Source organism: Roseomonas aeriglobus (assembly GCA_016937575.1).
Classification (GTDB): domain Bacteria; phylum Pseudomonadota; class Alphaproteobacteria; order Sphingomonadales; family Sphingomonadaceae; genus Sphingomonas; species Sphingomonas aerigloba.
The window spans coordinates 1-17,659 of sequence record JAFHKN010000003.1 but is presented as its reverse complement, the minus strand read 5'-3'; the positions used below and the strand labels follow the sequence as shown (position 1 = coordinate 17,659).

At 63.5% G+C, this 17,659-nt stretch carries 19 protein-coding genes and 2 pseudogenes; 9 read left to right on the top strand and 12 right to left on the bottom strand.

Features of this window, described 5'->3' with window-relative positions:
* Positions 1-57 precede the first annotated feature (57 nt).
* Genes JW805_18330 through JW805_18285 form a run of 10 tightly spaced genes read right to left on the bottom strand, consistent with a single transcriptional unit; the run spans position 58 to position 7,294 of the window.
* Positions 58-924, bottom strand: a complete 867-nt coding sequence (locus tag JW805_18330; protein ID MBN2973966.1) for an MBL fold metallo-hydrolase — start codon at positions 922-924, stop codon at positions 58-60.
* A gap of 44 nt (positions 925-968) precedes the next feature.
* A complete protein-coding gene (locus tag JW805_18325; protein MBN2973965.1) occupies positions 969-1,610 on the bottom strand; it encodes a DsbA family protein in 642 nt (213 codons plus the stop codon).
* Positions 1,611-1,612: 2 nt separating this feature from the next.
* Positions 1,613-2,242, bottom strand: a complete 630-nt coding sequence (locus tag JW805_18320; protein MBN2973964.1) for a DsbA family protein — start codon at positions 2,240-2,242, stop codon at positions 1,613-1,615.
* The gene (locus JW805_18315; protein MBN2973963.1) at positions 2,239-3,048 is read right to left on the bottom strand and encodes a TlpA family protein disulfide reductase; all 810 of its coding nucleotides are present in this window, start codon (positions 3,046-3,048) and stop codon (positions 2,239-2,241) included. Before JW805_18315 ends, JW805_18320 begins: the two co-directional genes overlap by 4 nt.
* Complete coding sequence (locus tag JW805_18310) at positions 3,048-3,830, bottom strand: sulfite exporter TauE/SafE family protein (GenBank protein ID MBN2973962.1); 783 nt, start codon at positions 3,828-3,830, stop codon at positions 3,048-3,050. Before JW805_18310 ends, JW805_18315 begins: the two co-directional genes overlap by 1 nt.
* Positions 3,827-5,059: an NAD(P)/FAD-dependent oxidoreductase gene (locus tag JW805_18305; GenBank protein MBN2973961.1), complete on the bottom strand. Its 1,233-nt coding sequence runs from the start codon at positions 5,057-5,059 to the stop codon at positions 3,827-3,829. Before JW805_18305 ends, JW805_18310 begins: the two co-directional genes overlap by 4 nt.
* Positions 5,056-5,490, bottom strand: coding sequence for a TIGR01244 family phosphatase (locus tag JW805_18300; protein MBN2973960.1), 435 nt, complete (start codon positions 5,488-5,490; stop codon positions 5,056-5,058). Before JW805_18300 ends, JW805_18305 begins: the two co-directional genes overlap by 4 nt.
* A gap of 18 nt (positions 5,491-5,508) precedes the next feature.
* Positions 5,509-5,934, bottom strand: a complete 426-nt coding sequence (locus JW805_18295) for a YeeE/YedE family protein (GenBank protein MBN2973959.1) — start codon at positions 5,932-5,934, stop codon at positions 5,509-5,511.
* A complete protein-coding gene (locus JW805_18290) occupies positions 5,934-6,350 on the bottom strand; it encodes a YeeE/YedE family protein (GenBank protein MBN2973958.1) in 417 nt (138 codons plus the stop codon). Before JW805_18290 ends, JW805_18295 begins: the two co-directional genes overlap by 1 nt.
* Positions 6,351-6,370: 20 nt before the next feature.
* Positions 6,371-7,294, bottom strand: coding sequence for an MBL fold metallo-hydrolase (locus JW805_18285; protein ID MBN2973957.1), 924 nt, complete (start codon positions 7,292-7,294; stop codon positions 6,371-6,373).
* A 79-nt stretch (positions 7,295-7,373) separates the two neighbouring features.
* Here JW805_18285 and JW805_18280 point away from each other — a divergent pair, with 79 nt between their 5' ends.
* The 3 genes from JW805_18280 to JW805_18270 all read left to right on the top strand — a co-directional run bounded on the left by JW805_18280 (position 7,374) and on the right by JW805_18270 (position 8,978).
* Positions 7,374-7,997, top strand: a complete 624-nt coding sequence (locus JW805_18280; protein ID MBN2973956.1) for a peroxiredoxin — start codon at positions 7,374-7,376, stop codon at positions 7,995-7,997.
* Positions 7,997-8,404 carry a helix-turn-helix transcriptional regulator gene (locus JW805_18275; protein MBN2973955.1) on the top strand — a complete coding sequence of 136 codons (408 nt, stop codon included), beginning with the start codon at positions 7,997-7,999 and terminating at the stop codon, positions 8,402-8,404. Before JW805_18280 ends, JW805_18275 begins: the two co-directional genes overlap by 1 nt.
* Positions 8,405-8,474: 70 nt before the next feature.
* On the top strand, positions 8,475-8,978 hold the full coding sequence (locus tag JW805_18270) for a DsrE family protein (GenBank protein MBN2973954.1): 504 nt from the start codon (positions 8,475-8,477) through the stop codon (positions 8,976-8,978).
* A gap of 102 nt (positions 8,979-9,080) precedes the next feature.
* Here the strand turns inward: JW805_18270 and JW805_18265 are convergent, their stop codons facing one another.
* Positions 9,081-9,875, bottom strand: coding sequence for a hypothetical protein (locus JW805_18265; GenBank protein ID MBN2973953.1), 795 nt, complete (start codon positions 9,873-9,875; stop codon positions 9,081-9,083).
* A complete protein-coding gene (locus tag JW805_18260; GenBank protein MBN2973952.1) occupies positions 9,872-10,465 on the bottom strand; it encodes a recombinase family protein in 594 nt (197 codons plus the stop codon). Before JW805_18260 ends, JW805_18265 begins: the two co-directional genes overlap by 4 nt.
* A gap of 147 nt (positions 10,466-10,612) precedes the next feature.
* On the opposite strand from JW805_18260, the pseudogene JW805_18255 reads away from it, so the two are divergent.
* The 6 genes and pseudogenes from JW805_18255 (at position 10,613) to JW805_18230 (ending at position 17,504) form a co-directional block, all read left to right on the top strand.
* Positions 10,613-11,965, top strand: a pseudogene (locus JW805_18255) (DDE-type integrase/transposase/recombinase).
* A gap of 134 nt (positions 11,966-12,099) precedes the next feature.
* Entirely contained in the window at positions 12,100-12,930 is an 831-nt protein-coding gene (locus tag JW805_18250; GenBank protein MBN2973951.1) for an AAA family ATPase, read from the top strand.
* A gap of 87 nt (positions 12,931-13,017) precedes the next feature.
* Entirely contained in the window at positions 13,018-13,596 is a 579-nt protein-coding gene (locus tag JW805_18245) for a recombinase family protein (GenBank protein ID MBN2973950.1), read from the top strand.
* A 71-nt stretch (positions 13,597-13,667) separates the two neighbouring features.
* Positions 13,668-14,666, top strand: coding sequence for a hypothetical protein (locus tag JW805_18240; protein MBN2973949.1), 999 nt, complete (start codon positions 13,668-13,670; stop codon positions 14,664-14,666).
* Entirely contained in the window at positions 14,663-16,447 is a 1,785-nt protein-coding gene (locus tag JW805_18235; GenBank protein MBN2973948.1) for an N-6 DNA methylase, read from the top strand. Before JW805_18240 ends, JW805_18235 begins: the two co-directional genes overlap by 4 nt.
* Positions 16,444-17,504: pseudogene (locus JW805_18230) on the top strand (restriction endonuclease). The gene JW805_18235 and the pseudogene JW805_18230 overlap by 4 nt, the downstream one beginning before the upstream one ends.
* The last annotated feature ends 155 nt before the right edge of the window (positions 17,505-17,659 follow it).

Below are 17,659 nucleotides of genomic sequence, written 5' to 3'. Positions count from 1 at the left end.
GGTCATAACCGTTCGGTTCTGACACTTGAAACAGCAGCTGCCCTAGCGCGGACTGAGCTATGAAGCACCAGGTCCAAACCGGTTCAGAGGCACCTTGAGAAACGCCGTCCCACACTTGTCCGCATCCGGCAGCCGGCCGCCACGTATGTTCACCTGAAGCGCGGCGAGCATCAGGTCGGGTAGTGGGAGCGATGCGTCGCGTTTCTCGCGGGTCGCGACGAACTCGGCTTCGTCGATGCCATCGTGAACATGGATGTTGTCGCGACGCTGATCGGCGACGGTCGAGCGACCAAGTACGTCCCTGCCATCCTTGCCATAGTCATGCCCAACATAGGTTGCGGTTTCGGGTGGCAGATCGAGGATGGCGCGGATCGAGCACCACAGCGAATGAGCATCACCACCCGGGAAGTCCGCTCGGCTTGTGCCACTATCGGGAACCATCAGCGTATCGTGAACGAACGCGGCGTCACCGACGACATAAGTGATCGAGGCAAGCGTATGGCCCGGCGACAGCATGACATGAGCATCGAGCGTGCCGATCCGGAAACGCTCGCCATCCGCAAACAACCGGTCCCACTGGCTGCCGTCGACGGCGAGATCGGGCAGGCAGTAGATGTCCCGCCACAGCTTTTGCACTTCCACGACCTTGTTGCCGATCGCGGTTTTGCCACCGGTCTTGCCGGTGAGGTACGGAACGGCTGAAAAATGATCGGCGTGTGGGTGGGTGTCGAGCACCCATTCGACGGTTAGCCCCTTTTCGCGCACATAGTCGAGGATAAGATCCGCGTTTCGGGTCGCGGTCGCACCAGCGCGCGGGTCAAAATCCAGAACTGGATCGATGATCGCAGCCGTCTTCGTAGTGTCGTCGACGACAACATATTGGAAGCTACCAGTGCGCTCATCATGGAGCGACGCAACGGTCATACCATCGTGCTTATACTCGATCATGTTTTCATCCTCTCGCTCTGTTAGCTTTCTGCCCGCGCCCGCGCGAACAACCGCTCGAAATCACCCGGATCGATCGCGCCCATCACCAGCATGCGTCCGGCAAGAAAGCCCGGGGTGCCGGCCAAGCCGATCGAATAGGCCTCTTGGCCGTTCGCACGCAGGCGCGCCGCGACAGCCTGTGCATGCGAAGCAAGCCACGTCGTTGCGCTCAGCCAGTCACCGCCAGCGCCGATTACGACGTCCCGCAGCATGTCGTCGTCAATCGTACGGTTGTCGGCCATCAGCTGGCGATGGACGACCGGGTAGATGCCCTGTTCGGCACAGCTGAGCGCAACGCTCGCGGCACGTTCAGACGGTGGACCGAAGATCGGCCAATCCTTGTAGATGACCCTAATTTTGCCATCGCGTCGCACGGCCTCTTCCAACGCGGGGAAGGCGTGACGGCAGGCCGGGCAACGATAATCGGTGAAAACGGCAAGCCGCAACGTCGCGTCGGCAGGACCGTGCTCAGGCGAACTGCCGCCTGTCAGGATCAGGTCGGCGGTCGGACCAACGTCACGCCCAATCGGGGCGGTGCGCCGCAGCACCTGTCCGACCGCCCAGCCCCCCACGACTACAGCGCCGAGCCCGACCGCCTGCCTCCGACTGAGTGGCCCCGGCACGCTCAACGCCCTCCGGGCTTGCTGCGCGCCGTGGCGACGAGGCGGCGGAGCGCCGGCAGATCGACCGCGCCGGCCACGACCTGCGAGCCGACGATCAGCGCCGGCGTCCCATTGAACCCGATCGCTTCGGCAATCGCATTGGTGCGTGCGAGCAGCGCATCGATTTCCGCGCCACGCGTCTTCAGGTCACGTTGCAGACGCGGCCAATCCACCTTGGCTTTCACAGCAGCTGCCCTGATACCGGCGCTGTCGAGCCGCGCCGGCGAGGCAAGCAGCGCTCCATGGAAGGCGGCATGCCTGCCCTGCCACTGGCTCGCGACGGCCGCCCGGGACGCCTCACGGGAGGCGGGTCCGAATATTGGCCAATCCCGATACACGATCCGGACCTTCGGGTCGGAGCGAAGCAGCGCGTTCAGCACCGGCTCCATGCGACGGCAATAGGGGCAGTTGTAGTCGAAGAACTCGACAACGGTGACGTCATAGGCGGTGCCGGCCCGCTTGGGGGCTACGGGATCGTCGACGACTGCCTTGCGCGACAAATCAGGCTGCTGCTGCCCGACCGCAGGTGTCATCGGCACGGCGAAAGCAAGCGCGGCTAGAGCGCCGCGAAAGAGAAGGTTGCGGCGGTTCATCGGTGTTTCCTTGCCTTATCAATTCCATCGGCGAGCGCGGCGCGCGACAACTCTCCGAGCTGAAGCTGCACGATCGTGCCATTCGCGGCGACGAAGGCGGTTGCGGGATAGCCGGCGACTTCGAAGGCTCGGGAAAGCCTACGGTCGGGATCAAGCGCGACGTTGCCGGCACCGATGCCTTCGCGGGTAAGGAACTGGGTAACGGTCGCCGGCGCCTCACCCTGATCGGCGAGCAGAATCGGAACCTCTCCACGGCGCGACGCAGCAGCATCGAGCATCGGCAGCTCGCGCCGGCATGGGCCGCACCATGTCGCCCACAGATTGACCACGAAGGGACGACCCCGGAAACGATCAAGCGGGAGCGGAGCGCCGGATGGCGTCGTTAGGGCGAGATGATAGGGAAAGGGGCCGTAGGTCACGGGCGGGATCAGCGCCTGAAGCGTGAACCAGAGGCCGCCAGCTACGGCAAGCGCTGCCCAGCCTATCGCCAGAGCGCGCGTTCGGCCGAGCCGGAACGCCAGCGTTACCGCAGCGCCGGCGAGGCCGGCGACGGCCGAGAAGCCTCCCTGCCATATAGCTAGGATGGAAAGTGGAGCATCGGCGTAGCTCGCCCAATGCGTCGCGACATAGCCGATCCGGGCCGTCACCAGCCCGACGACAATAGCACTGGTCGCGACCATCGACACTCGCGGGAAGCGGAACCGTCCCGCCAGCGCCGTCAAACCGAGGAACACGGCGACGCACAGAACCGCCAATCCGCGATCGACCGCCATCATCAGCGGCCCGATGGCAATTGCGCTGCCCATCACAGAAACGCGCCTGCGCTCTTCCAGAGCATATAGGCTGCGACCACGAAGATCAGCATTGCGAAAACCGTGGTGAGCGTACTGCCCGTGCCCAGACGCTTAGCGATCCGCGTGCCGATCAACCCGCCGATAACTCCACCGCCGATGAAGGCGAAGGCGAGCGGCCAATCCACAAGCCCGGAGAACGCGTAGTTGGCAGCGGTCGTTAGCCCGAACGCGGTGACGGCGATCAGCGACGTGCCGACGGCGTTGAGGATCGGCATGCCCGTCGATCCAATCAGTCCGGGAACGATCAGGAAGCCACCACCGATGCCAAAGAAGCCTGAAAACAGTCCGGTGCCGAGGCCATAACCCAGCACCTTGGGCGCCTTCTCCCGGTTGCATTCTGCACCGGGATTACCAGCGTCACCCCGCCCGCGCAGCATCACAACGCCGACGACGATCATGACGAGCGCGAATAGAAAGAGGAGCTTGCCGCCATCGACGGCCTTGCCCGCGGTGGATCCGAGTAGCGCACCGATGACGCCGGCAGTCGCATACATGCCGCCGCACCGCCATTTTACGGTATGAGCCTTGGCATGACCGATCAGACCGGTCGCGGCATTGGCCGCCACGGCAAACGCGCTCGTACCGATGGCGAGGTGCGCGTCGGGAACGCGCACCAGATACACCATGAGCGGCACGGCGAGGATCGAGCCACCGCCACCGACGAGCCCGAGGGTGAATCCGACCAGGCTGCCGGACAAGGCGCCAAGCAGATACTGGATTGGTTCGAGGATCATGCCGCCTTGCCGATCTCGTGTGGAGCGGCCATCCACTCACGGCCTTTCAGCATGCCCTGCCAGTAGATCGGGGGCAGCATCCGCTCTTTCAGGAACCACGCGGTGCGCGTCGGACGCGTTCCGTCCAGCAGCCAGGATGGGAAGCTGGGCAGCAGCTTTCCGCCATAGCCGAACTCGGCGAGGACGATCTTACCGCGTTCGACCGTGAGCGGGCATGAGCCGTAACCATTATAATCGGCAACGGGGGGTCTGCCGTCGAGCGCGGCCAGCGCGTTGACTGCGACCACGGGCGCCTGGACGCGAGCAGCAGCGGCGGTCTTGGCGTTGCTGGTGCCAGCGGCATCGCCAAGGCCAAAGATGTTTTCAAATCGCTTGTGCCGCAGCGTAGTCTCGTCGACCTCGACGAAGCCGCTCGCAGCCGCAAGCGGGCTATTTGCGACGACCGCATGTGACACCTGAGGTGGCACGACATGGAGCATATCGAACTCACGTTCGATCCGCTCGGAGACGCCGTCCTGCTTGCGCTCGAACGTGGCGACGCGGCGATCGGCGTCGACCGCGACCAGGTTGGACTCAAGCCTGAGATCGATACCGTACTTCTCGACATATTCCATCAGCGCCGGGACGTAGGTCGGGACCCCGAACAGGGCTGCGCCGGCATTATGGAACTCGACGTCGATAGCTGGGAGAACGCCGCTATCCCGCCAGATGTCGCAGGAGAGATACATCGCTTTCTGCGGTGCGCCGGCGCACTTGATCGGCATGGGTGGCTGCGAGAACAGCGCCCGCCCCTGCCGCAATTCCTTGACGAGCTGGTAGGTGTAGGGTGCCAGATCGTAGCGATAGTTGGAGGTGACGCCGTTGCGGCCGAGAGCCTCAGGCAGCCCTTCGATCTTCTCCCACGCCAGGCGCAGCCCGGGCGCGACGACCAGAACGCGATAGGTCAATGTGTCACCGTCTTCGAGCTCGACCGTGTTACGGTCGGGGTCGATGGCAACGGCGGGCAACCGTACCCACTTAACGCCCTTTGGCATTATGTCGGATTCGGCCTTGCGCGTCTGTTCGGGAGTGAAGACGCCGGCCCCCACCATCGTCCAGCCGGGCTGGTAATAATGGTCGGTCGCCGGATCGACGACCGCGATCGTCACTTTGGCGTTGCGCTTCAGAATGCTGGAAGCGGTCGCGATGCCGGCGGCACCGCCCCCGATGATGACGATGTCGTAGGTCATTGATCAGCCCTTTCGGAACGGCGCTTCAGCGCAGGCGTGAGATCGGCAAGGTCGTACCCGGCTGCCTTTGCTTGGTCGACGATCGTCGCCGGGTCGGCGCGATCGGCCTCGGCCAACGCCCACAAGGTCGCCGCGCGCGTCCCGCTACGGCAGAAGCCGAGCGTCGGCTGTGGCAGCGTGGCTAGCGCCTCCTTCATGCGATCCGCATCGGCGTCAGTCGCCTTGCCCGGTACGATAGGGACATGGGCAAACGCGAGACCGTGGTCGCCTGCCATTCGGGCCATTTCTTCCGCGCTTGGCTGGCCCGCCTCCTCGCCGTCCGGGCGGCTTGAGATGATCGAGCGATATCCTGCCTTCGCGGCAGCGGCGAGGTCGTCTTGCGTCAGCTGGGGGGCGGCAGAGAAGGACGAGGTGATCTGCTTGAAAGCCATGTGATGTCTCCTGTCTGATCAGGCCGAACGGCGGGAAGTGAATGCAAAGCGGTGGACGGCAACGCCGAGGGCCATTGCAGCGATGAAGACCAGTGCCGGCAGAGGCTGGATCGCCAGTGCGGCAATGGCGGGACCTGGGCACAATCCGACGATGCCCCAGCCTATGCCGAACAAGGCCGCACCGCCGATGAGGCGCCGGTCGATCGGCGAGGTGGCGGGCGTGTGGAATTGTTCGGCCGCGATCGGGGTCGAGCGACGCCGCACGACGAACCAGGCTATCGCCATCGGCAGGATCGCGCCTGCCATGACGAACGCCAAGGTCGGGTCCCACGCGCCGGTGACATCGAGGAACGCGCGCACCCGCGCCGGATCGATCATTCCGGAGATGGCAAGGCCGGCGCCGAACAGCGTCCCGCTAGCGAGTGAAATGAGGTTCTGGCGCATCACAGTATCACCCCGGACAGACGCATGATCGTGACCGTGACGACGCCGGTCGCCATGAACGTGACGGTCGCGGCGATGGACCGGGGCGACAGGCGGGACAGGCCGCATACGCCGTGACCACTGGTGCACCCGGACCCAAGCCGCGTTCCGATACCGACGACCAGACCGGCGACGGCAATCAGCGAAAGCGATGCCGGAAAGCTGGCTTTCACGCCCAAACTGGCCGCAGCAATACCCGCGCCCAAGGGCAGACCCGCGGTAAAGAGCAGCGCGAGGGCCCATGGTGGACCTCCATCGGTAAGACCCAAAACTCTTGCGAACATGCCGCTGACACCGGCGATGCGCCCGTTGCCCAGCAGCATGATCGCCGCGGCGACACCGATCATCAGCCCGCCGATGAAGCCTTCGAGCGGCATGGCATGGGGAAAGCCTGGCATCACAGCGCATCCAGCGGAATTTTGAGGTAGCGGGTGCCGTTGGCTTCCGGCTCCGGCAGATGACCACCGCGCATGTTCACCTGGATCGAGGGCAGGATGAGCTTCGGCATCGACAAGGTGGCGTCGCGACTGGTCCGCATCGCGACGAAGTCGTCTTCGCTGACCCCTTCGTGGACATGCACGTTGCCGACACGCTGTGCGCCTACAGTCGTCTCCCAGACATATTGGTCGCGACCCACCGCCTTGTAGTCGTGGCAGAGGAACAGGCGCGTCTCGTCCGGCAGCTGCATGAGCCGGCGGATCGAGCGGAATAGCTGGCGTGCGTCGCCACCAGGGAAGTCTGCCCGCGCGGTGCCGTAATCGGGCATGAAGAGCGTATCGCCGGTGAAGACCGCGTCCCCAATCGCATAGGCCATGTCCGCCGGCGTATGGCCGGGCACGTGCAGCGCAATGGCGTCGATGTTGCCGATGGCAAAGCGGTCGCCGTCCTCGAACAGCCGGTCGAACTCGGAACCGTTGCGCTCAAAATCGGTGCCGGCGTTGAAGATTTTGCCGAACACGTTCTGAACCCGGATGATCTCACGACCGATCGCGAGCTGCCCGCCAAGCGCCTGCTGAAGATAAGGTGCCGCAGACAGGTGATCGGCATGAGCATGGGTTTCCAGCAGCCAATCGACCGTCAGTCCCTGATCCCGCACGTAAGCGATCACTGCGTCCGCCGACGCGGTTTTGGTCCGGCCAGCCGCGGCGTCAAAATCGAGGACGCTGTCGACGATCGCAGCCTTTTTCGTCGCCACGTCCCAAACGACGTAGGTCGCTGTGTTGGTAGGCTCATCAAAGAAGGACTGAACGACCGGCGATCCGGCCGCTTTTGCGCGTCTGATCTGGGCGTTGGCTTCGCTCAAAACCGGGTCCATGACCATCTCCATTTAAACAAACTCATGGTTTATGTAGCTGTGTAAGCGTATTGCGTCAACGGGGTGTTCGTGCCATTTGGGAGGAATGGAAATGATGGAAGCGAACATGCCGCGCTCGCTGCGCATCGGGGATGCAGCCCCGAACTTCACCGCCCGCACCACTCAGGGCGAGATTGCGCTCGATCAGTATCGTGGGCGCTGGATTGTGTTTTTCTCGCACCCTGCTGACTTCACGCCGGTTTGCACGAGCGAGTTTGTGGCCTTGGCTAAAGCGGCCCCTCAATTCGAGGAGCTGGATTGCGTATTGTTGGGGCTGTCGGTCGACAGCCTCTACTCTCATGTCGCCTGGCTTCGCGCGATCCACGACGTTTTTGATGTCGAGGTGCCGTTTCCGGTGATCGAGGATCCGTCGATGGCGGTTGGGTATGCCTACGGCATGCTCGACGAGCAGGCTGGCGATGCCTCAACGGTACGTGCAACCTACTTCATCGATCCCAAAGGCATTATCCGCGCACTCAGCTGGTATCCGATGAATGTCGGGCGCTCGGTCGACGAGATGCTTCGCACGGTCAGGGCGTTGCAGCGTTCGGCCGATGGCGAGGCCTATACGCCCGCTGACTGGCAGCCGGGCGACGACGTGCTCCTGCCTCCCGCTTTGCCGGGGAACGCAGGCGCCGACTGGTTTCACCAGACGAAGGCTGACCGGTGATGGCGATCTACCAGTCCCGCGCGCTTGCCGACGTTGCAGTCGAGAAGCTGCGCGTGTTCGCGCAGCCGCAGCGCCTTATGATCCTGTCCTATCTGCTGGGTGGCGAACGGCAGGTGGCGGACATCGAGGCGGCCACGGGCGTGACCCAACCAGCGCTCAGTCAGCAGCTTGCCGAGCTGCGGCGCGCCGATCTGGTGAAGACCAGGCGTGAGGCGAAGCAGGTTCACTACCGTCTTGCCGACGATGCAGCCGCACTGTGTGTGCGAACCCTGGAGGCGATGTTCGGAGCCGACGATCTGTCGGCTCCCCAAACGGCCCCGGCCCCCCGCCCAGTGCGACCGCGCGAGACGCCGTCCGTGGTTCGACCGCAAAACATCGGTGCGGCCGTTTTTGCGAGAGTTGGCTGATCATTTCGGCTGAAGAAGGAAAAAGCGGATGCGTATGCCAATCATTGCTCTTGCAGGATGCTTGTCACTCATGAGCAGCGTCAGTGCTTCAGCCGGCGTGCCTAGGCAGGCGGTGATACCGGGATATGGCGCGATCACACCCGTCGAAGGTGCTGCGGAACGGCCCGATCGCAAGTTGCGCTATCGCGTGCTGTTCAATGTGACCAAGGCCGCGGCAACGCCGGATAAAATCAATCCATCGCTGGAGAAGGTCGCCCGCTTTTTGAACCTGCTGGGCAACGATGGCGTTCGTCCAGAACAAGGCGATGTCGTCGTGATCGTCCACGGTCCGGCGACGCCCATCGTTACCGAAGATCGCGCCTATGCGACAAAGACGGGAGTAGCTGCGAATCCCAACCTTGCCTTAATTGAGGCGTTGAAAAAGGCGGGTGTATCCGTTCGGGTATGCAGCCAAGCTCTTATCGGAAACGGGATCGACCCCGCTACGGTAGGAAAGAGTGTCGAAACTGACGTGTCTGCGCTGACGACTATGGCGACTTTGCAACTGCGTGGTTGGGCACTGATCCCCGACTGATCACGCCGACACGTTTACTGTTTCGCCGTTCTAGTCCGTAACGCTGCTGGTGTCATAACCGGTCGGTTCTGACACCAACCCCCTGCCCCAGCTTTGTAGCTTTCAGCGGTAAATGTCACGAAGTGACATCACTGATTGTCGCCTCCTGCGGCCTGCTCCTTTGGGGAAGCACTGATAAAGCCAGCTTTCCCGCTCGGTCCGGCACGTTGCGCTCTGAGGAAGGGCCTCATCATAGGCTTGGTGAGATCCGTCCAGCCTGAAGGATCGTGGTTTGTGCCAGCGCCAGTCCATCCATCGATTTATCGGCATCAGCACGTTCGTTCCTGCTTCACCTCGCTTTGCCGAACATGACGTAACCGAAAGGCGCGACAGCCAGGAAGCCGCGAACAGACCACGTCGCAATCTGCCGAACAGGCATTGGCCGGCAACAGGAAGGCCAATGATTTCGGTCGATGATATCCGCATAATATTTGAGGGTGAGGAAGGTAGCATAGTATAAATGCTGAACTGATCACCTGCCTGCTCGACGCGGGCGATCGGCAGTTCGACATCTCCGAGAGGGGTGCCACCACGGTCATTCAGCAGACCCAGTGCTGCCCAACCGGCGAAAGCACCCATCATGGCCGAGGTAAGCCAATAACCGATGCGGCCAATGGTAGACTGACGCCGCATCAGAGGAACATAAAAAGCCGCAGACCCCAAGCCAGCTATCACGCCTAAGAGGCTACCCCAACCGAGAATACTGGTGAGGCCGGGTGTAACCGGCGCAAACGGACGTGAAAAGTAAACAACGGGCAGCGTGATGGATGCTAGAAGTGAAACCAGCCACAGCCCTTGGCGAAGGATGAAGTCGAAGCGGCGAGCACTACTCGCATCTTGTTGTTCGGTGAGATTCATGCCGCTGCCGCCGCTGTGGCAGCATGCCTGCCGAGCGTTCGATAAACGGTCGGCCGGGAAATCGAGAACAGCTCGGCGAGGTCGCTGATCGAGTAGTCGTCGGTATCGTACATGCGACGAAGCTCCTTCTGCTGCCGATCGGACAGCTTGGGCTTCTTCCCACGCAGCTTCCCCTTAGCGCGGGCGACCGCCATGCCCTCGCGGGTGCGGAGCTTGATGAGGTCCGCCTCGAACTCGGCAAAGGTGGCAAGGATGTTGAAGAACAGCTTACCCATCGGGTCAGCCGGATCGTGGACGCTGGCACCAAGCTGTAGCTTCACCCCACGGGCAGCAAGGCCGTCCCCGATCGCGCGCGCGTCCGGAACTGATCGCGCGAGCCGGTCAAGCTTGGGCACTACCAGCGTGTCGCCGCTTCGTACTGCGGCTAGTGCTTGGTCGAGGCCGGGGCGATCCCGGTTCGTGCCGGTGAGCCCCTTGTCGGTGTAGATGCGATCGGCCGCCACCCCGAGCTTGAGCAGCGCGTCATGCTGGGCGGCAAGGTCCTGTTTGTCGGTCGAGCAGCGGGCATAGCCGATCAGCGTGTGCGTCATAGCCGGAGTGTAACGTATAAGGCCCCATCACCGCAAAACATATGGTACCATCTATGTGAGACTCGGCTTTCGGCCGCTTTCCGTGCTGTTGGAGATCGACCGGCCGAGTCCGCTGAACGATCCTCTATCGGACAGGGGGCGATCACCATGGCGGATGGTCGAAGATCGGAGACAGGAGGCGCGGAGGTGGCGCGGCGAATGGCGGCACTTCGCGCCCATCTGCATGGTGGCGCGTCGCTGGCCAAAGTCGCGGCCGATGCCGGTGTTTCGCTGCGCACCGTCCAGCGATGGCTCGCTCGCTATACCGCCAACGGTCCAATGGGCCTCGCGCGGCCGCTTCGTCCGGAAGCTGGCACACGGACGTTCCCGGAGGGTCTGGTCCAACTGATCCAGGGCATGGCGCTGACGAAGCCGCCGGCCTCGATCGCAACCATCCATCGTCGCGTTGTGCATGTCGCTAGCGAATATGGATGGCACACGCCGTCCTACGGCAGCGTTCGCGATATCGTGCGCCGGATCGATCCTGCGATGCTGACGCTCGCGCATGAGGGCGCTGCCGCTTTCCGCGACAAATACGAGATGGTCCATCGTCATCGCGCCGATCGCCCGAACGCGATCTGGCAGGCCGACCACACCGAACTCGACATCCTCATCCTCGATGCTCGTGGCAGGCCGACACGGCCGTGGCTGACGACGGTGGTGGACGATCATTCCCGCGTGATCGCAGGCTACATGGTGTTTCTCGGCGCGCCATCCGCGCTCAATACGTCGCTCGCGCTGCGCCAGGCCATCTGGCGCAAGGCCGATCCGGCATGGCCGGTGTGCGGCATTCCCGATGTGCTGCACGTCGATCACGGATCGGACTTCACCAGCCTCCACCTCGAACAGGCCGCGGCCGATCTGCGTATCAGGCTGATCTACTCAGCCGTCGCCCGTCCGCAGGGGCGTGGCAAGATCGAGCGGCTGTTCCGGACCATCAACACCGAACTGCTGGCCGAACTCCCCGGCAACCTGCGCGCCGGCAAGACGGTATCCCCACCGGCCCTTTCACTGGCCGAACTGGACGCGGCGATCGGCGCCTGGATCATCTCGACCTATAATGCGCGTCCCCACCGTTCGATCGGGGCGGCACCGATAGCCGCATGGCGGGGCGATGGCTGGTTGCCCCGGATGCCGGAGACGCTTGCCGAACTGGACATGCTGCTGGTCATGGTCGCCAAGCCCCGCACCGTTCACCGCGACGGCATCCGCTTCGAGGGATTGCGCTACTTCGATCCGACGCTGGCAGCCTACGTCGGCGAGCCGGTGACGATCCGCTACGACCCCCGCGACATGGGCGAAGTCCGCGTGTTCCATCGCAACGTGTTCCTGTGCCGGGCGATCGATGCGGATCATGCCGCGAACAGTGTCACCCTAAAGGACATCCAGGCGGCGCGGATCGCGCATCGGCGTCGCCTGCGGCAGGAGATCAGGGAGAAGCAATCGAGCGTTATAGACTATCTTCCAGCGATCCTGCGCACTCCGGCTCCGATCGCGAAACCGGCGCGATTGCCTGAATTGGCGCCGGTCTCCGCAGCGACTCCGGCGCCGCCACCAAGCCGGCCGAAGCTACGCACCTATTATGAGGGCGACTGATGACCGCCGGCAGTACGCGCGCGACCAGCTTCATCTCGACCCAAGAGCACCGCCGCTTCATCGAGTTCGCCGACGCCGTTCGGAAGCATCGCTACATCGGCCTGTGTCATGGCCCAGCGGGCGTCGGCAAAACGCTCTCGGCCTGCCGGTATGCCCGATGGCACAAGGCTGCGCCCCTGCTCACCGTTTGGGGACCACGCGATCCATCCGACCTGGAAATCTATGCCCACCTCGCTCAGGCACGTGCGGTTTTCTACACACCTTCGGTCGGCAGCACGTTGCGCGAACTGCGGCAGGATCTGCCCCGGCTGCTCGACCGAGTGGACCATTGCATCGACGAACACGTCCGGCCTCAGAAAGTCGGACAGGTCCGTTATGTCAGTCGTCATACCCGCTACGTCGAAATGGTGATCGTCGATGAAGCCGAGCGCCTGTCGACGACGGCGCTGGAATACATGCGTGACGTGTTCGATCGGCAGGGGATCGGGCTCATCCTGATCGGGATGCCCGGTATCGAAAAGCGCATGGCGCGCTATCCCCAGCTCTTCAGCCGGGTCGGCTTCGCCCACCAATATCGGCCGTTGCAGGATGCGGAGCTGACCTTCGTGCTGACCCGCCGCTGGCGCGACCTCGGCCTTGCCCTCGACGACGCCGATTTCACCGACGCGCAAGCGGTCGCGGCCATCGTTCGGATCACAGGTGGCAATTTCCGGCTACTGCACCGCCTGTTCGTGCAGATCGAGCGCGTGCTGAAGATCAACGGCCTCGCAACCATCAGCGAGGATGTCGTGGAAGCCGCCCGCAGCACCCTCGTCATCGGCGTCACCTAGTGCTGACATTCGTGACATTTACCGCTGAAAGCCACACAGCTTTTCCAAGGGTTTGCAGGTGTCACAACCCCGTGCCAGAATGAAGGCATGGAAATCGGCTATGCCCGCGTGTCCCGAGGCGACTCCCAGGACATAGACCCGCAGCTTCGCGCGCTCCGCGATGCCGGGTGCGATCCCATCTACCAGGAGGAGGCATCGGGCGGCCGAGCTGACCGTCCCGAGCTGGCGCGCGCGATCGGCGCGTTGAAGGCCGGCGACGTGTTCGTGGTGTGGAAGCTCGACCGGCTGTCGCGCTCGCTTCGCGATCTACTGTTCACCCTTGAGGCGATCACCGTCGCAGGCGCGGGATTCCGATCGGTGACGGAGGCGATCGACACCACCACCGCGCCGGGCCGATTGATGACGCAGATGCTGGGCGCGTTCGCCGAGTTTGAGCGCGCCATGATCCGCGAGCGGACCATGAACGGACTGGCGCACGCGCGTAAGGCGGGGCGGCACCTTGGACGACGGCCGAGCCTTACCGGACCTCAGCGCGCCGAGATCATCGCCAAGGCAGAATCCGGCCAAGGCTCCCCTGCCCAGCTCGCCAGCTTGTTTCGCGTGTCGCGATCGACCGTGCAGCGCGTGTTGCGCGCGCACCGGGCGCGGATTGGCGCAATCGCGTGATCGCTGGTCTTCGACCCCACGACGAAGACCGGCAGTTCTCAGCCGAGCACAATCGTTCTACTGTTGTTCCTATGAGCGACATGGCGTCATCAACCGAGCTTCTGGAAACGGCCGTACAGGCCGAAGAGGAAATCCGATGGCAGGTGCTCGCCGCAGCAGGACTGACGGACTCCGTCGATAGCGACCATGGGCTCGTCTTCCCGCTGCCCACTGGTGCGAAGATCGTTCGCGTTATCTCTGGGTACGACACACGGGACACCACCAACACCAAGGTTCGGTGTGCAGCGTGCAAGCAGCACCAGCTCCATAATCGCGGGTTTCGAGTGGAGATCGAAGGCGGTGAGCAGGCTCGCATCGGACTGAATTGCGGCGAGAAGCATTTTGGTGACGGAGCATGGCACGCGGCCGTCGCCGACTATGACCGGCGGGTTCAACATGCTCATTACCTAGCTCGCGTGAAGCCAGCTTGTGATGCGATAGAGCAGATCATGCCGCTGGTCCGGGAATGGCACCAGAGGACCAATCTTCTCGCGAAATGGATGCCGGCCTTTCGCGCCCAAGAGCTTTTTGGTGTCCTGGCCGGGGAAGCCAAAAGGAGTGAGGGGCGGCTAGAGCGAGAACGCCGTCGCAAGCGAAAGCGTGTGAACCGCCAAGGCCGGGAAGAGACCTATGTTGAGACAGAGGTCATCGTCGTCGCTCGCATCCCCTACCCGGGCATGTTTCTTGGGCAAACTCCGACGCACCCGCTCAATGGAGCAATCACGGAGGTCGGCTGCGCTGTAGCCATCTTCGAAAACAAGTCCGATGCCGTAAGTCTGGCGAAGGCGTTTGCCCACCTGCGGCGGGGCAGGCAGTATCTCAATGATGCGGCGGAGATACACCGTGGAGCGCTTCAAAACCTGAAACCCGATTGGCTTCCCAGCCTCTGCGAATGGGCAAACTCGGAGCTTGAGGAGACGTACACAGTTCGAGGATCAACGATTGAATGTGACGGAGAGACGTTCACCCTTCTAGCACCCGAGGCCATTGGCACTCCCCCTATCGATCGCGTCAATGAGCTTTGGCCATGATTTCCGCAGCATCTACCCACCCGCTTGTCCAACCCGCAGACCTTGAGGCGCAACGCTACGAGCTTGCGCGCGCGCGCCAGCTTGCGCGAGCATGGGCTGAGACGCTGCCCGAGCCGAAGCGTCGCGACATGGCGGCGCTGTTCACCCGCGTCGCTATCGAGACGTATCGCGCCGAGGCGCGGCCTCAGGCGAGCCTCAGCCCGCCCTTCGCCAAGCCCTACGGTCGGCTTGATCGCGCCGTCACCGGGCTGGCGCTGGCCGTGGGACGTGAGGCCGCACCGTTGCCGATCGCGGAGGCCGTCTATTTCCTGACCGGGCTCTACACGACTTTGCTCGCTACTCGGGAGCGTGGGGCATTGGGGGCGTTCTACACCCCGCCGGCGCTGGCGAACCGATTGCTCGACATGGCCGAGGAACAGGGGATCGACTGGACCCGCGCTCGCGTGCTGGACCCGGCGAGTGGCGGGGGCGCGTTCCTGTTGCCTGCAGCCGAACGGATGATTGCCGCGCTTCCCGAAGCCGAGCCGGCGTTCGTGCTTCGACAGATCGGCACGCGCCTGGTCGGGCTGGAGCTGGACCCCTATGCCGCGGGCTTCGGGCAAAACGCGATAGAGCTGCTGCTGGCGGACGTGACCGCGGCTGCAGGACGTGCCGCGCCGACTGTCGTGCGCGTTGCCGACACGCTGGAGGAAGCGCCCACCGCCCGCTTCGACCTGGTGATTGGTAATCCGCCTTATGGTCGTGTCACCCTCACCCCAGCGCAGCGCCAGCGCTTCGCGCGCGGCCTTTACGGTCACGCGAACCTCTATGGCGTCTTCACCGACATTGCCGTGCGCTGGACCAAGAAGGGCGGCACCATCGCCTATCTCACCCCCACCAGTTTCCTGTCCGGCCATTATTATTCCGCGCTGCGTGAGCTGATGGCGAAGGAGGCGCCCCCGGCGGCGATCGACTTCGTTCATGCGCGTCGTGGTGTATTCGAGGACGTCCTGCAGGAGACGTTGCTGGCCGCCTATCGGCGCGGCGCCAAGCCCGGCCGCGCCCAGGTCCATTATGTCGAGGTTACGAGCGAACGCGAGGCACGCCTCATCCGCAACGGCACGATCGCCCTCCCCTCCCCCGCATCGCAGCCTTGGCTTGCACCGCGTGAGCCGTGCCACAGCGCGCTGATAGCCAAGGCCGAGACTATGCCGGCGCGGCTTGCCGATTGGGGCTACAGCGTGTCCACCGGTCCCTTGGTGTGGAACCGCTATAAGGACCAGATGCGGCAGCGCTCTGCCCGCGGCGTGCATCCGCTCATATGGGCCGAAGCCGTGTCTGCAGACGGCCGGTTCGCGTTCCGAGCCGAGAAGCGCAATCACGCGCCCTATTTCAAGATCGAGCGTGGCGACGTCTGGCTGTTGGTCGAGGAGGCGTGCGTCCTCGTTCAGCGCACCACCGCCAAGGAGCAGGCACGTCGGCTGATCGCGGCCGAGTTGCCGGCTGACTTCATTGCCCAGCACGGCGGTGTGGTGGTCGAGAACCATCTGAACATGGTCCGCCCGGTCGCACGTCCCGCCGTATCGCCAGCGACGGTTGCGGCGGTGCTGAACAGCCGGATCGTTGACCAGCTCTTCCGCTGCATCAACGGTAGCGTTGCCGTGTCGGCGTTTGAGATGGAGGCGCTGCCCCTGCCCTCTCCTGCGGCGATGAGACAGGTGGAGGCCCTGGTTGGCCGGGGAGCCTGCAGTGCCGAGATCGAGGACGAACTCGCGCGGCTTTATGGGCAGGTTGCGCCATGATGCCGATGCTGACCCGCGATGAGGTTCACGCCCGCCTGCAGGAGATCTTCCCCGATGGCGCCGCCCAACCGCGCCTATCTTACCCGGATGCTGGCCGCGAGCACGGTGTTCGTCGCGCTCTATATCGACGCGATCGAGGGCAGCGGGACGATGCTTGGTCCCAAGCACGTCTATCGCATGACCGACGAGCAGGCGGCCTTGTCGATGATGCGAGCCGCACCGCCTATGCGACAGGGGTCTTACGTACTGGCAGCCAGACAGAGGGCCGGCGCTGGTATCAAGACAACACCCGTGAGCCGATCCGCGACGAAACCTTGCGCGAGGGGCTGGTGGCAATCGGTGCCGTGATTGAGCGCACGGACCTTCCCACCACATCGAGCAAGCCGCGCTACGCTCTGAAGGCGAGCTTTGCCGCATTGTTCGATCCTGCCTCACTGGCGAGGCGCTGCAGGCTCGCATCGCGGCATGGCAGGCCGAAGCGTTGAACAAGGGCGCGCTCGCCCGATTGGCGATTGTGCGCCAGGGCGCGGGCGTCAGCGCGGACCAGGTGCTTGTCACCTTCCCCAATGGGGAGACGCGCCGAATGAAGCCGGGGCCGAGTTCCGAGATCACTAAGGCAGTGGTGGAGGTGTTCGCACCCGCCTTTCTCACCGCCCCGGCCGTGGTGTTTCTCAGCGAGAGCGGGAACAAGGTGGTCGCGCGCGACGATGCGCTGGCGCGATCGATTGGCCTTGCCATCCAGGCCGACAAGAACTTGCCGGATACGATCCTGGTCGATCTTGGCCCGGTGCATCCGCTGCTGGTGTTCGTGGAGGTGGTCGCGACCGATGGTCCGATCAGCCAACGCCGCAAGGAGGCACTGGAGGAGCTGGTCGCCGAAGCGGGTTTCCCGGCCGAGCACGTCGCGTTCGTCACCGCCTATCTCGATCGCAGCGCCGGGCCGTTCAAGAAGACGGTCGATAGCCTCGCATGGGGCAGCTACGCTTGGTTCGCGGCGGAGCCTGAGCGGCTGATGGTATTCAGCGAGGCCCGAGAGAGCCTGCGCGGCCGGCCGTAGCGACAGCGAGGTAATGTTCACATTTATCCTCGCTTCCGCTGCAGTCGTTCCAGTTCTCGATCCTATTTATCCTCGCTATTTGTCTTTATTCTTATATCGCTTGAACTTGTAAATTTCGCGGTCATCTTGCTGCGCAGCAAACGAAAGGATAGACC

Excerpts from the sequence above, each read along its gene's own strand:
- JW805_18250 (MBN2973951.1), top strand. The coding sequence starts at position 12,100 with ATGACCGCCGGCAGTACGCGCGCGACCAGCTTCATCTCGACCCAAGAG.
- JW805_18310 (MBN2973962.1), bottom strand. The coding sequence starts at position 3,830 with ATGATCCTCGAACCAATCCAGTATCTGCTTGGCGCCTTGTCCGGCAGC.
- JW805_18270 (MBN2973954.1), top strand. The coding sequence starts at position 8,475 with ATGAGCAGCGTCAGTGCTTCAGCCGGCGTGCCTAGGCAGGCGGTGATA.
- JW805_18280 (MBN2973956.1), top strand. The coding sequence starts at position 7,374 with ATGGAAATGATGGAAGCGAACATGCCGCGCTCGCTGCGCATCGGGGAT.
- JW805_18275 (MBN2973955.1), top strand. The coding sequence starts at position 7,997 with ATGGCGATCTACCAGTCCCGCGCGCTTGCCGACGTTGCAGTCGAGAAG.
- JW805_18260 (MBN2973952.1), bottom strand. The coding sequence starts at position 10,465 with ATGACGCACACGCTGATCGGCTATGCCCGCTGCTCGACCGACAAACAG.
- JW805_18330 (MBN2973966.1), bottom strand. The coding sequence starts at position 924 with ATGACCGTTGCGTCGCTCCATGATGAGCGCACTGGTAGCTTCCAATAT.
- JW805_18305 (MBN2973961.1), bottom strand. The coding sequence starts at position 5,059 with ATGACCTACGACATCGTCATCATCGGGGGCGGTGCCGCCGGCATCGCG.
- JW805_18300 (MBN2973960.1), bottom strand. The coding sequence starts at position 5,490 with ATGGCTTTCAAGCAGATCACCTCGTCCTTCTCTGCCGCCCCCCAGCTG.
- JW805_18265 (MBN2973953.1), bottom strand. The coding sequence starts at position 9,875 with ATGAATCTCACCGAACAACAAGATGCGAGTAGTGCTCGCCGCTTCGAC.
- JW805_18315 (MBN2973963.1), bottom strand. The coding sequence starts at position 3,048 with ATGGGCAGCGCAATTGCCATCGGGCCGCTGATGATGGCGGTCGATCGC.
- JW805_18320 (MBN2973964.1), bottom strand. The coding sequence starts at position 2,242 with ATGAACCGCCGCAACCTTCTCTTTCGCGGCGCTCTAGCCGCGCTTGCT.
- JW805_18240 (MBN2973949.1), top strand. The coding sequence starts at position 13,668 with ATGAGCGACATGGCGTCATCAACCGAGCTTCTGGAAACGGCCGTACAG.
- JW805_18245 (MBN2973950.1), top strand. The coding sequence starts at position 13,018 with ATGGAAATCGGCTATGCCCGCGTGTCCCGAGGCGACTCCCAGGACATA.
- JW805_18235 (MBN2973948.1), top strand. The coding sequence starts at position 14,663 with ATGATTTCCGCAGCATCTACCCACCCGCTTGTCCAACCCGCAGACCTT.
- JW805_18285 (MBN2973957.1), bottom strand. The coding sequence starts at position 7,294 with ATGGTCATGGACCCGGTTTTGAGCGAAGCCAACGCCCAGATCAGACGC.
- JW805_18290 (MBN2973958.1), bottom strand. The coding sequence starts at position 6,350 with ATGCCGCTCGAAGGCTTCATCGGCGGGCTGATGATCGGTGTCGCCGCG.
- JW805_18295 (MBN2973959.1), bottom strand. The coding sequence starts at position 5,934 with ATGCGCCAGAACCTCATTTCACTCGCTAGCGGGACGCTGTTCGGCGCC.